The organism is Effusibacillus consociatus, assembly GCF_042652925.1.
GTDB classification, from domain to species: Bacteria; Bacillota; Bacilli; order Tumebacillales; family Effusibacillaceae; genus Effusibacillus; species Effusibacillus consociatus.
This window is the reverse complement of record NZ_JBHSHC010000091.1, coordinates 1-12,411: the sequence shown is the minus strand read 5'-3', so window position 1 is coordinate 12,411 and position 12,411 is coordinate 1. Positions and strand designations below refer to the sequence as shown.

General features: G+C 46.5%; 14 protein-coding genes. 4 read left to right on the top strand and 10 right to left on the bottom strand.

The window, feature by feature from the left end; all coding sequences use genetic code 11:
• Positions 1 to 49: 49 nt before the first annotated feature.
• From ACFO8Q_RS10785 to ACFO8Q_RS10750, 8 genes are all read right to left on the bottom strand, one after another.
• Positions 50 to 643, bottom strand: a complete 594-nt coding sequence (locus ACFO8Q_RS10785) for a hypothetical protein (RefSeq protein WP_380025781.1) — start codon at positions 641 to 643, stop codon at positions 50 to 52.
• Positions 607 to 897, bottom strand: coding sequence for a hypothetical protein (locus ACFO8Q_RS10780; protein ID WP_380025780.1), 291 nt, complete (start codon positions 895 to 897; stop codon positions 607 to 609). Before ACFO8Q_RS10780 ends, ACFO8Q_RS10785 begins: the two co-directional genes overlap by 37 nt.
• A gap of 58 nt (positions 898 to 955) precedes the next feature.
• Positions 956 to 1,969: a DNA adenine methylase gene (locus ACFO8Q_RS10775; RefSeq protein ID WP_380025779.1), complete on the bottom strand. Its 1,014-nt coding sequence runs from the start codon at positions 1,967 to 1,969 to the stop codon at positions 956 to 958.
• A gap of 519 nt (positions 1,970 to 2,488) precedes the next feature.
• Entirely contained in the window at positions 2,489 to 2,851 is a 363-nt protein-coding gene (locus tag ACFO8Q_RS10770) for a toprim domain-containing protein (protein WP_380025778.1), read from the bottom strand.
• 69 nt (positions 2,852 to 2,920) lie between these two features.
• Positions 2,921 to 3,766, bottom strand: coding sequence for a sulfurtransferase (locus ACFO8Q_RS10765; protein WP_380025777.1), 846 nt, complete (start codon positions 3,764 to 3,766; stop codon positions 2,921 to 2,923).
• An 81-nt stretch (positions 3,767 to 3,847) separates the two neighbouring features.
• Positions 3,848 to 6,802: a bifunctional diguanylate cyclase/phosphodiesterase gene (locus ACFO8Q_RS10760; protein WP_380025776.1), complete on the bottom strand. Its 2,955-nt coding sequence runs from the start codon at positions 6,800 to 6,802 to the stop codon at positions 3,848 to 3,850.
• Positions 6,803 to 6,960: 158 nt separating this feature from the next.
• Positions 6,961 to 7,320: a spore coat protein gene (locus ACFO8Q_RS10755; RefSeq protein ID WP_380025775.1), complete on the bottom strand. Its 360-nt coding sequence runs from the start codon at positions 7,318 to 7,320 to the stop codon at positions 6,961 to 6,963.
• Positions 7,321 to 7,333: 13 nt separating this feature from the next.
• Positions 7,334 to 7,690: a hypothetical protein gene (locus ACFO8Q_RS10750; RefSeq protein WP_380025774.1), complete on the bottom strand. Its 357-nt coding sequence runs from the start codon at positions 7,688 to 7,690 to the stop codon at positions 7,334 to 7,336.
• Positions 7,691 to 7,819: 129 nt separating this feature from the next.
• Between ACFO8Q_RS10750 and ACFO8Q_RS10745 the strand changes: the two genes are divergently transcribed.
• Positions 7,820 to 7,978, top strand: coding sequence for a hypothetical protein (locus ACFO8Q_RS10745; RefSeq protein ID WP_380025773.1), 159 nt, complete (start codon positions 7,820 to 7,822; stop codon positions 7,976 to 7,978).
• 167 nt (positions 7,979 to 8,145) lie between these two features.
• Here the strand turns inward: ACFO8Q_RS10745 and aceB are convergent, their stop codons facing one another.
• Positions 8,146 to 9,741: a malate synthase A gene (aceB, locus tag ACFO8Q_RS10740; protein WP_380025772.1), complete on the bottom strand. Its 1,596-nt coding sequence runs from the start codon at positions 9,739 to 9,741 to the stop codon at positions 8,146 to 8,148.
• Between the two features lie 159 nt (positions 9,742 to 9,900).
• Between aceB and ACFO8Q_RS10735 the strand changes: the two genes are divergently transcribed.
• From ACFO8Q_RS10735 to ACFO8Q_RS10725, 3 genes are all read left to right on the top strand, one after another.
• On the top strand, positions 9,901 to 10,674 hold the full coding sequence (locus ACFO8Q_RS10735) for an IclR family transcriptional regulator (RefSeq protein ID WP_380025771.1): 774 nt from the start codon (positions 9,901 to 9,903) through the stop codon (positions 10,672 to 10,674).
• Between the two features lie 101 nt (positions 10,675 to 10,775).
• Positions 10,776 to 11,201, top strand: coding sequence for a DUF6789 family protein (locus tag ACFO8Q_RS10730; protein ID WP_380025770.1), 426 nt, complete (start codon positions 10,776 to 10,778; stop codon positions 11,199 to 11,201).
• Between the two features lie 366 nt (positions 11,202 to 11,567).
• Complete coding sequence (locus tag ACFO8Q_RS10725; RefSeq protein WP_380025769.1) at positions 11,568 to 11,834, top strand: hypothetical protein; 267 nt, start codon at positions 11,568 to 11,570, stop codon at positions 11,832 to 11,834.
• 43 nt (positions 11,835 to 11,877) lie between these two features.
• Here the strand turns inward: ACFO8Q_RS10725 and ACFO8Q_RS10720 are convergent.
• The coding region (locus ACFO8Q_RS10720; RefSeq protein WP_380025768.1) for a hypothetical protein at positions 11,878 to 12,411 on the bottom strand (534 nt) is incomplete at its 5' end.

Here is a 12,411-nt window from a genome sequence, read left to right as displayed (position 1 = left end):
GCATTGTGATGCCCAACTCCAGAGAATGGCTGGTTAAGCAACAGTAAATTTAAACTGAGCCATTTAAAAAACCTAACCGAGTGGCAGCTGTTGAAAGTTCCCTTTTGAACACATCCAAATGGCTCAAGGTATACAAACCATCAATTTGATTGCTTTGCCACAAATTATATATTCTTTTGAGATCGGCCTGTCTCGACAGCCACCCAATTCCGTCTACCACTACAAATACGTACTGACTTGGTCGGCGGACCGTGGCCATTCTCTCAATCTCCCCGACTGCATCCGTCAATTTACTTCCTGTACTGTTAAACCCTTTAATAGCAACTGCGATCATCGCATCTGGTCCACCTGCGGGTATGGCTAAATCACAGGGAGCGGTCTCGCCACCACGACCTTCAAAGCGTGTCCGCATTACATAAGGAAGCTGTAGAGAACTTGCTACGTTTTCTACCTCATCTTCTACGCTTCTTCCCCTTCCAACTGACTGAGCCCCTTGCCTTCGAGACCATAAATGTCGTTCTAGTAATACATCACTAAAAGTCCATTCTTTTAATAACTCTTTATTTAACTGATTGATCAGGTCAAATCTTTCATCTAACACCCAAATTAGTTCATCAGCTTGATCTCTTGCAAGTTCACCCAACCGCTTGTTCCTAGATGGTGCCGCAGCTGGTTTTTTAATTGCTCTTGTCCCAGACCTGCACAAGCAGCAATAATAGGCACGGCTTCGGGGTGCACCTTTAAAAATACGGCTAAGCTATCTCTTGTAATTGTTCCTAACTCTCTTAAACCTGCTACAACCTCAGCTATTTTTTGTTGCATTTCAAGGTCTTGTCGAGGCTCGATAGTATCCAAATTGCTTAATGAAGTAAGAAAGTCTTGAAAGTTGTTCTGCATTTGATAGTCACTCACCTTGCCACAAAAATATATTCGTTAACTTGCCTTCTTTTTGCTGTTACATGTGTACCAAACGAATAGGTATGCGGCACAGAATAAACCTCAACATCCCTTTTTGTCTCACGTAATAATTCATAAATTTCTTTCTCACTCGGAATCGAGTTGGAACTATATGACAAAACAATAGTACTGTGCTGAAATCTAATAAACAATTGACGCAAGGCCTCACGTATCGTCCGTTTGTAAGCAAATGGTGTATACCGCTTCTCGATTTTTTTGTTTTTGTGTTCTCCATGATCTTTACGTCTCGCCAGTACCGGGATAGCCCCTCAAGAAAGTGGTATCTTTTAATGTAATCGGCGTCATCTTTTGGTGGCGCGTAGGGTGGATCAAAATAAACCAGGTCAAAACCGGAAGGGTCTATAGAAAAAACGTCCGCACACATGACCCCATTTGCTTTCCCATTGTCAAAAACGGCATTATTGTATTCTTTTACAGCTTGTACAAATAATTCTCTTAGCGGAAGGTGCAAATTCCTTCGTCCATCGTCATAGCGTAAATCTGTAATGGTAAATACTCCTCGTGGTTGTTTTCTTGCAGCTGCAAGACATAAAGCTGATAACGCAAGTTCCCGTTTGTACATGGGGAGACCTTCTGCATGCGACCAAACTGAATCTAAAAATTGGTGATCCTCAAGAGGAAAATAAAGATTTTCGAAGGTCGATTGAATGAAGTTCCGTCCGTCTTTGTTCGGGGACAGAAGTAACTGTAGGTCCTCTCCCGACAAAATGACACCCGGGTTTTCGATTACGGCTCTCGCAATGGTGGAGGAAAAATGCAAAAAATCGTTTGCAACAACTTGCTTACCCATTTCTTTCAGCGAATAAGCCACAACCCCGCTGCCAGCAAAAGCATCAAGGGCTGATTCAAAAGGGATATTGGAGAGAATCGAAGACAAATAAGGAATAATCTTATATTTGGAACCCATATAACGCAACCGGGGATAAACAGCTGTTCTTGGCAACTTTTGTTCTTCGAAATTTGTAAACTTCGGCTCTAGCATGATAGCCATGAGAACACCTCCTTTTGTAGTAACTGGCGAATTAAATATGCAGTCTTACTACCCCTTGTAGGTATTTCAGAATTTCAACCTACAGTACCTATGGAACTCCGTTCTAAAGGAATATCAATACTTTCGAATATTCGACAGTGACATCATGTATCCTTGTCGTAAATAAATTTCAACCCCCCTTGTTGGATTAAGTTTGAAAAATATTGCTTGTTGAGTTTGATGCCATTTTTACTACATTTTGTACCGATCGTTTCCGTCGATGTGATTATAAACCCACCCCGCAACAGAACGTATGTTCCTGTATTAACACAAGCACAGTTGAAGTAAAACAAAAATATGACTAGTAATCAGAAGAATAGAGGACTAAGACATGTGAAATAAATGCGAGGCACAGATCACATTCAATCAGGCGCTTTATTCCTGATGGAAAGAAAAAAAGCGGCCTGTATGGTCGCTTAATGCTTGAAAATTAGGTTGTCTACCCGCATCGGACGCTTATTTTAGCTCGGATCGCGGTGGTTACCCCATCACCCACTCCCCACCCACATCAAAATGGGCCTTCAGCAGAACCTCAGCCAAGTGCTCCAGAGGGGTAGTCTGGACTTCCCGATACATTCTCCTCGTATACAGGTGCTTCGCATTCGGAAGCTCCTGCTTCAATTGGTTTCGCAGCTTGTTCCCCGCATCGTCCGCATCGACGAGGATGTAGACATCCTCGTCCTGCAGGGGCCAGATGATCTCTTCTATCTTCTCATCGCTCAGTGTTCCGTACGTGCAGATGATTTCCACCGGTTCGTCGAGGATTTGCAGGAGTCGTTCTTTGTCCTTTTTGCCTTCGACGATGATCACTTTCCGGGGTGCTCGGTAGTTATATTTCGGCATCAGAACCCACTTCTTTCTCGTTGGTTTTCCCAGGCTGGACGGCTCCCTGCCGCGTTTCCTTTTCTCTTTTTATTCTTTTTCTTTCTTCGTCGCAATTGGGTTCTCGGGATAGGTGATCCAGTCGCTCCAGCTTCCCGCGTAGAGCTTCACATTAGTATATCCGGCTTCCTTCAATGCCAGGACGTTTGGACAAGCGGTAACACCGGAGCCGCAGTACACAATCACCTCATCCGAGGGCTTTACTGCTTGGAAACGCTCTTTTTGTTCATCCCTGGTTTTCCAAGTTCCCCGTTCGTTCAGACCGTCTTTCCAGAAGTGGTTAACCGCACTAGGAATATGCCCTGCCACTCGGTCAATCGGCTCTTCGATTCCTTTGTACCGTTTCTCTTCCCGGGAATCGATGATGATCGTTCCTTCCTTCCCGATCCGTTCTTTTACTTCTTCCATATTCACCAGCATGTGTTTTTGCACCTTAGCTGTAAACGTCTTTGACTCCGCTTTCGGCAGCTCCGCCGTCACCGGATACCCTTTTGCTTTCCACTGCGAGAACACCCCGTCCATTACATACACTTCCGGATGCCCGAGGTACTGCAGCAGCCACCAGAGGCGGGAGGCCATCGCTCCGCTCTGGTCGTCGTAAGCAACTACTGTCACGGTTTCATCGATTCCCACATTACCTAATTTCCGGGGAAATTCGGCAAGATCCGGCAGGGGATGCCTGCCTCCATGCTCTTTTATCGGGCCTGACAAGTCCTGTTCGAGATCCATGTAAAAAGCGCCCGGGATGTGTTCCGCCAGATACTCCTCTTTCCCAACGGTTGGTTGTCCCAATACAAACCGGCAATCTATGATTCGAACCTTCGGATTCTCCAATTGATCTTTTACACATTCCATGCTTACCAGATGTTTTGCCATCGTCGCTCCCCCACTCCGCAATTTTTTAAATACTTCTCTTTCTTCAGCGGCAATCCCTTTAACAAAAGAAAAAACACCCGGCTAAACCACAAAGCCGGGTGAACCACTTGCAAGCATATATGGTTTGCCCGCGCGCAGCAAACTCTCGAATTCGCTGGCGGTCAGCGGTTTGCTGAACAGGTAGCCCTGCATCTTATCGCACTTCAGATCGCGCAGGTAGTGGGCTTGTCCTTCCGTTTCGACTCCCTCTGCCGTCACTTTCAGCTTCAAGCTGTGAGCCATCGCAATGATCGCACGGGCAATCGCCGCATGGTCCGGATCGGTTGTGAGATCCCGCACGAAGGACTGGTCTATTTTTAACGCATCGATTGGCAGCCGTTTCAGATAGCTCAAGGAGGAATACCCCGTGCCAAAATCATCGATTGAGATCCGCACACCAATCTCCTGCAGTTGGCGTAGCGTTTCAATTGTGTTGTCGTAGTTCTGCATGATGCTTTCGGTCATTTCAAGCACCAGCCATTTTGCTTCGAGACCGGTGGTTTCCAATGCCTCCTTGACCGTCTTGACCAGGTTCCGGTTGACATTCGGTTGTAAAAATTGGCGGGCGGACAGATTGACCGACATCCGTATCGGAGGGTAACCCGCGTCTTGCCAGGCTTTGTTCTGGGCGCTTGCAGTGCGCAATACCCACTCTCCGATCGGAACGATCATCCCCGTTTCTTCCGCAAGCGGGATGAAATCCGCCGGCGAGACGTCCCCCATCTCGGGATGCCGCCAACGCAGCAGCGCCTCCACCCCGGTAATCTGTAAGTTGTTGGAATTCACGATCGGTTGATACACCAAACTGAATTCGTTGCGCTCCAACGCTTTTCGCATCGAGTTCTCCAGGATCAGCCGGTGAAACGCCATGACCTTCATTTCGGGAGTAAACATTTGATAGTTGTTTTTGCCTTGTTCCTTTGCCCGGTACATTGCCGTATCCGCATTTTTGATCAGCGCTTCGATATGATCACTGTCGTTCGGGTAAACACTGATTCCGATACTCGTCGTTAGGAACAATTCGTATCCCTGGATGGTAAAAGGATTGGCAAATGAATCAATAATGCATTCCGCAACAGAGACCGCGTCTTGCACATGGTCCATTTTCGGGAGGAGTACGGTAAATTCATCCCCCGCCAGACGAGCCACAAAAGCGGTTTCCCCCGCACACCCCTTCAACCGATCGGCAACGGCGGACAACAGCTGGTCGCCAATTGAGTGTCCCAACGTATCATTAATATTTTTAAAACGGTCCAAATCCAAGAACAGCACCGCCAACAAATTCCCGTTCTGCTGTGCCTGGGACAACGCATGTGAAAGGTCTTTCAGAAACTGAAGACGATTCGGAAGACCCGTCAGGGAATCATAATAGGCATGGAACTTGATCTGTTCCTCGTATCGATTCCGTTCCGTAATATCGTGAATAAAAATTTGGGCGCCCGGTTTGTCATCAAGCTGAAAAGCATTGGTAACCGTCTCCACATCAATCACTCGTCCATCGAGTCGAATCAGACGATCCACATTGACTTGTTCGATACTCTCCTTGCGAAATCTGCTCATAATTCGATTTTTGACAGTTTCCCGATCCTCCGGATGGATAAACTCAAAAATCGATCTTCCGATTAATTCCTGCGGTTCTTTGACGCCAATTAAGGCTGCGGCCGCCCTGTTGGCCAGGACGATCTTATCGTCATGGTAGACCGCGATCGAAACCGGGCACGATTCGACCAAACGGCGATACCTTTCCTCTTTTTCAAGTAATGCTTCGTTCGTTTTCTGGAGTTCTGTCGTTGTGACATTGATCAGGTGAGAGACAGCTCTTAAATAGCTTAATACTTCCGTTTTATTGCCGAGTTCCGTCTGAACCGGATCAAATTTCCTGGTTTCCGCACTCTCCGAAAGGATCAGAGCAGTCATCGCGTGATTCAGAAATTCATTGTTTTGCTCGTAACGGTAGAATTCGCCAAACGTAAAAAAACCGGCTGTCGGAGCCTTTTTTTGAAATGGGATAATTTCTCTCCCCATTAACTCCATCATCAGCGTTCGTCTCGAAATGCAGGAATACACAAAAATAGCTTCGGTCGGGATCTCCTGCAGCTCTTGGGTAGTTCGAATCGATGATTTCACTAGCAATTCGGTATTTCCATAGGCGAACTGTACACGTTCTCCCCGCTTCAGGTTGCCGGAAAAAGTTAAGGAACCGTCTTCATGGGAAAGCAGACAAGTGCGGGCTACGAGATTTCCGTTCCGATTCACTACAAGCGGAAACATGGCCCCGTGCTTTGAACGATTCAGCCCGACTTCTTCTCCCAAATATTTTCTGAAAGCCTCAATGGCTGGCCGGTCGTCGATTTCGTAGACCCGGTTTTTTTCCGCTTTCGTGATCGTCATGAATTGCCCGATATTGGTCCAGTCAAAATTGCACTTGGTATTCACGATCAGGTCATCACTGTTTAACGCAACCCCAACTACGCCCCGGTTCAAAATTTCCCGTTCCGTGAATATTAGATTCGGACTCCGCAGGTCTTTTACCGCAGCGATCCCCCCTGCCACAACAACATGGGGATTCACCGATTCCACACCCTTGATCAATTCTTCACCATTCGTATACCAGCCGTCAGCAAACAAAATCATGACTTTGGTTCTGTGGCTTACCAGACATCGTGCGATCTCCTGCCCTGTTCGGAAGCTGTCAGGTTCGCGATCATGTGGAATTGCCGTCGTTACCAGATCTGTTTTTTCAAATTGGGTAAAAGACAAAATTGTTTGATTGCTTGTGATAACCCCATCCGCTATCTCTCCGGTCGATGAGGCACCGATCATTACGGCCGACGGCAGGAAATCGTGAATCCGCTTTCGCAATTCCGCAATGAAATCCTCATCCCTGCCTCCTGTAAATACCTGAACGAGAAGAGCGGGATGGTCGCCAATTCCGTTCTTTTTGAGGTATTCTTCCAAATTTAGTTTTTCGTGATAAACCGTATTCCATGTTTTCACATGTAATCCCTCGTTTATTCCAATTTAATCCTATTATCTACTAAAATATGTGCTTCGACAAGATTCGATAATTTGCAACTTTCCGGAATTTTTCGGTGCGAAGAAGCCCCGACCTCATTTCAAGGGTCGGGGCCTTGTATTTGTGGGATGTACGGATCTCAATGTACGTTCGGGTACGGGAATTGCGAGGAATACTGGCTGAACTGCTGATAGGTTTGAGTGAGCTTCTGCTGCTCTTCTGCCTCCAGATTGTACCATCCCTTCTGGAACATCTTGTTAAAGATGTCACGCTGGCATTGGTGAGTTTCTGTCAAGCAGGTCATCATCGTTTGATGCAGAGAATCATGGCTCGACTCCCGGGCGGCCACATTCAGACTGTCTGTCAGATACTTCTCCATCGCGAGAATATCGTTCAGTCGATCCCGGTCATTCATCTGAGGGCCTTTCACTTGCGGCTCATTGGCCGGTTTCGGGTTCTTGATCTGATTCATCTGCTGTTGATTGGTTTGCTGCTGCATGACGATCCCTCCTTTATTGAAATGTTGGCGGCATCATGGTTTGCTGTTGTTGCTGGATTTGCTGCTGGCCCTGCTGCTGCTGTTGAGTCGGATGCGGAATACTGGCCATGGCTTGTGTGTTATTGGTCTGGCAGTGCTGCAGCAGCATATTGTAATGCCGTTGATGCATCTGTCCGGCTTGATCGATCAACTGCTTAACTTCCTGATCCTGGCATTCTTGGGCAAAGTGAGCACACTTCTTCATGGCAAGAAGCGTCCATGACATTGCATCTCTCAAATACAGCAAATCTTTCGTGGTGATCGCTTGAGGTGGTGTCATCATTCTGGGCTGTTGACCCATTTGCTGCGACTGCCCCATCTGTTGCTGCATAACGGGTAGCTCCTTTCACTGGTCTTGATTTCCATAACCTAGTGTGTGCAAATTTATAATCCCCATGCAAACTTTCTTCTGACTTTGGGAAATCTAACCTCATCCCAAGCGATCCCAAGGAGGAATACGATGGAGAAAAATATGGCCAAAATGCCTACGGGAAAGATTCCCGAAAATATGACGGAGGTAAACCTGCCTGAGATCGGGACCAACGCTCCCGAACCTCAGCCTCCGGAACCGCAAATCAAACAAAATTTCCTCGGTGTTGATATCAACCACAAGAAGTAATGCAAATTCCGTCAGTTCGTAATTGAAGGCTGTTGGCGAAAGTGGCCAACAGCCTTTTTGCTTGTTACTGGGTCCTTGTCCAATCAGGCCTCAAATCCGCGGCCAGATCCGAAAGTTGTCTAAAATGTAAGGATAAAGCCCTTTGCTAGAGCAAAGGGCTTTCTTGATTAGTCAAGGAATTCATAGCCGGAGAGCGTAAGGAAATCAGCATACTCCTCGCTGGTTGACATTTCCCTGAACAATTTGGTTGCGATATCGAACTTGCCTGCATTGTAGCGCTCTTCACCGATTGAATCCTTGATCTTCTGCAGTTCTTCTTGCAGGATCTGCTCAAAGAGTTCTACGGTCACTTTGCGGCCGTCATCAAGGATCCCCTTCGGATGGTGGATCCACTGCCATACTTGCGTACGGGAGATCTCAGCAGTTGCCGCATCTTCCATCAGGTTGAAGATCGGAACCGCACCGGAACCGCGAAGCCAAGCTTCCGTGTACTGAACACCCACGCTGATGTTGTTTCGCAGACCGGCCTCGGTAATGGTGCCTTCCGGTACTGCAAGCAGGTCGGCTGCAGTGGTGTGGAAATCTTCCCGTTTTTTGTCCACCTGGTTGGGTTGCGGCATGATGCGATTGAATACTTCCATCGCGACAGGAACAAGGCCCGGATGTGCAACCCAAGTTCCGTCATGTCCGTCATTGGCTTCCCGCTCTTTATCTGCGCGAACTTTCGCGAATGCTTCTTCGTTCGCCACCGGATCGTTCTTTACCGGGATCTGGGCTGCCATTCCGCCGATCGCAAATGCGTTCCGCTTGTGACAGGTCTTAATTGTAAGAAGCGAATACGCACGCATGAACGGAACCGTCATGGTGACCTGGGAACGGTCCGGCAGAATCACATGCGGTTGATTCCGCAGCTTCTTGATATAGCTGAAGATATAGTCCCAACGTCCGCAGTTCATTCCCGCCATGTGTTCACGGAGTTCATACAGGATTTCATCGATTTCAAACGTTGCCAGGATGGTCTCGATCAGAACGGTTGCCTTGATCGTTCCTTGCGGAATGTTCAGTTCATTTTGAGCAAATACAAACACATCGTTCCAGAGACGCGCTTCCAGATGGCTTTCCATCTTCGGAAGATAGAAATAAGGGCCCGAACCGTTCTCGATCAATTTCTTTGCGTTGTGGAAGAAGTACAACCCGAAATCAAAGAGACTGCCGGACACCGGCTTGCCGTCTACCAGCATATGCTTCTCGACCATGTGCCAACCGCGGGGACGAGCAATCAGCACTGCCACCTCATCTTTCAGGGCGTATTTTTTGCCTTCCGGGCTAACATAATCAATCTCGCGGCGGATTGCATCCCTCAAGTTGATCTGACCCTGAATCTGATTCTCCCAAGTCGGAGAGTTTGCATCCTCAAAGTCAACCATGAATACTTTTGCGCCCGAGTTCATCGCATTAATGACCATTTTGCGGTCGCTGGACGGACCTGTGATTTCCACGCGGCGATCCTGCAGATCTTTCGGGATCGGTGCTACTGTCCAGTCTCCGTTTCGAATGTGCTCGGTTTCGGGTAAGAAATCGGGTAATTTGCCCGCGTCGATTTCCTTTTGCCGCTCAACCCGCTTTTGCAGAAGCTCTTCCCGTGTCTTGCCGAACTTGCGCTCCAGTTTCACCACAAACTCGACCGCTTCCGGAGTCAAGATGTCTGCGAATTCGGGCGTTACCTTGCCCGTAATTTCTACGCCTGCCGGATAATTACTCATTGTGTGAACCTCCATCCCCATTGTGTTCCGCAATACGGAACATTGTTCTGAATTCTATACTCATCATATCATCGGATGACTTCGCAGTAAATAGAGAATTTTCTTTCATTGCGCCCAAGTACCAGATTTGGTATGCTCCTCCCAGGAGGGTCGTAATCCATGGAAGAAGGCGTAAAGTCGGTAGAACGGGCATTTCAAATTCTCGAACGGGTGAGTCTGGCGAAAAACGGAATTGGCGTGACCGAATTAGCTGCCGAATTAAATATGTACAAAAGCACGATCCACCGGGTCCTGACCACGTTGGTGAATCTCGGTTACATCGAGCAGGATCCCCAGACGGAGCGCTACAAGCTTGGCTTTAAGCTGCTTGAAGTTTCGTCCCGTTTGCTCGATAGTCTGGACATCCGCCGCGAAGCTATGCCCTTCCTGCAAGAGCTGGCTGATTGGACCAATGAGGTCGTTCATCTGGTGGTTCTTAGTAAAGGACAGGTTGTCTATATCGAAAAAGTGGAAGGTACAGAAACGATCCGCATGCACAGTCGAGTCGGCCACCGCGCACCTGTTCACTGTACGGGCGTCGGGAAGGCAATCCTTGCCTACCTGCCGGAAGCCCAGGTTCGCGAGATCATTCGACAATATGGCCTGGAAGCGCACACTCGCCATACTTTGTCCACTCTGCCCGACCTGCTCGCAGATCTGGAATTGGTTCGACAGCGCGGTTATGCACTTGACCTGCAGGAAAATGAGATGGGGATCACTTGTGTGGCAGCGCCTATTTTCGATCATACCGGTGCGGTTGTTGCTTCCGTTTCCGTATCGGCACCAACTATTCGAATGCAGCCTGAACGCTTGGAGGAATTGGCAAAAGAAGTGCGAACAATTGGGCTTAAGATATCCGGCAGATTAGGGTATCGTTCCCAATCTGAAATATAATCTTTCTTCTGTGGAGCATTTCACAGAGAATTTTCACTCGATCCCTTACGATGGTGATAGATCAACCTGAAGGGTTGAAATCTCAGAGGAGGGATTTTTTCATGACGCAACCGCAAACTCAAACATATGCCAACCCGAAGTTCCGTTGGAAAGCGGGGATTACAGGGAGCCTTGCGGGTGGGCTTGTGTTCGGAATGATGATGGCAATGATGGGGAGTCTTCCAATGATCGCCGGATTAGTGGGAAGCAGTTCTGCTGGAATCGGTTTTGTCGTTCATTTGATCATTAGCCTTGTGTTTGGAGTAACCTTCTCTCTCTTTGCGGGTCTTGTGAAATGGAACGGTATCGTTTCCGGAGTTATTTATGGTCTTATCCTTTGGTTCCTCTTCCCCTTTATCCTGATGCCCATGATGATGGGCATGAGTGAGATGGCTTTCCAATTGACCTCCGCAAGTTTAATGAGCCTGGTCGGACATGTTCTCTATGGCGCAATAACGGGGTTTATTTATCAACGCATGTCGAATTAGTTTTTGATGTTAAAGACCTTGCATTCTCGTGCAAGGTCATTTGTCTATTAACTCGCGAGAGGTAAAACGAGCTATTGACTATCCTAAATCAATATGTAAAAATTAGGGAAAAAGAGAAGGAGCTAGGTAATGAATCAGCGAAAATTCAGTTGATTGAACTTAATGAATTACGAAAATTATTAGAACTGCATCAGAATGTACACCATGATGAGAATGATCCCGAATTTATTGAAAATGATTTTTTCGAAAACTTTTTGAATGATATATCAAATGACCAAGGAATCTCATAAAATAAACCGTAAAAGAAGGATTTTAACTGAATATTATAGAATATATATTAAAGTTTACGTGAAGGAGGACACGGCAATGAAGTTAATTCTTAGATGTCTAAATGTGTTTTTTCTACTTGCAGGATTCGGATTTGTTTTGAAGGGTATTCGCTTGTACACTTTGGATATAGACGGAACAGGAGTAGGTATACACTTAGGTCCCATCGAGATAAATGATGGAGTAAGTAAAGAGGAAGTCCCTTTCTATGCAGTTCGGTTTGTTTGGGTAGGCATTTTACTGCTAGTAATTCCTCTGATATCTCTAATTGTGCGTAAAGTCAATCACAAGAAAATAACATTGTAAGTAAAAGGGACAGTTTATTCACTGTCCCTTTTTTAACGTCATGTTATTCGGAAACCATATTGGTATCTTCGAGGTTCCAGAATACACCCGGCATATATTCGTTTTTAGCATTTGAAACAAAGTGATCATCCGCGGAAGGGTCAGCTAAAAATACTAACTGATCAGCAGTTAGAGCTTTTAACTGTGAATTTGGCACTGTAGCAACTAGCTCGATAAATCCCTTAAATGTAGCTTGATTTCCAGTCAAAAGTTGATGAATCTCATCCATAGATTGTTTTTCAAAGGTTCCTGACGCCTCGGGTTTCATCAACAAGGTACCTCTCAAGTTAGTCCCCTTTTCCGTTGACCTCACAATGGCGTGCTTTACGTTCAGCTTGTAATCCTGGATAAACTTATTCAATTTTGTATCATCGATTGGTTTGGCAAAGGTGATCGTTACAAAAACCTCTTCTTGAGATCCAACCTCAATACTAAGCTTGTCAAGCTTATTTTGGTTTTCCTTTTTATACTTAAATTGCAAGAATAAATGCAACAACACACGATAATCCATAATATGTAAGATTAAACGACCGATTTT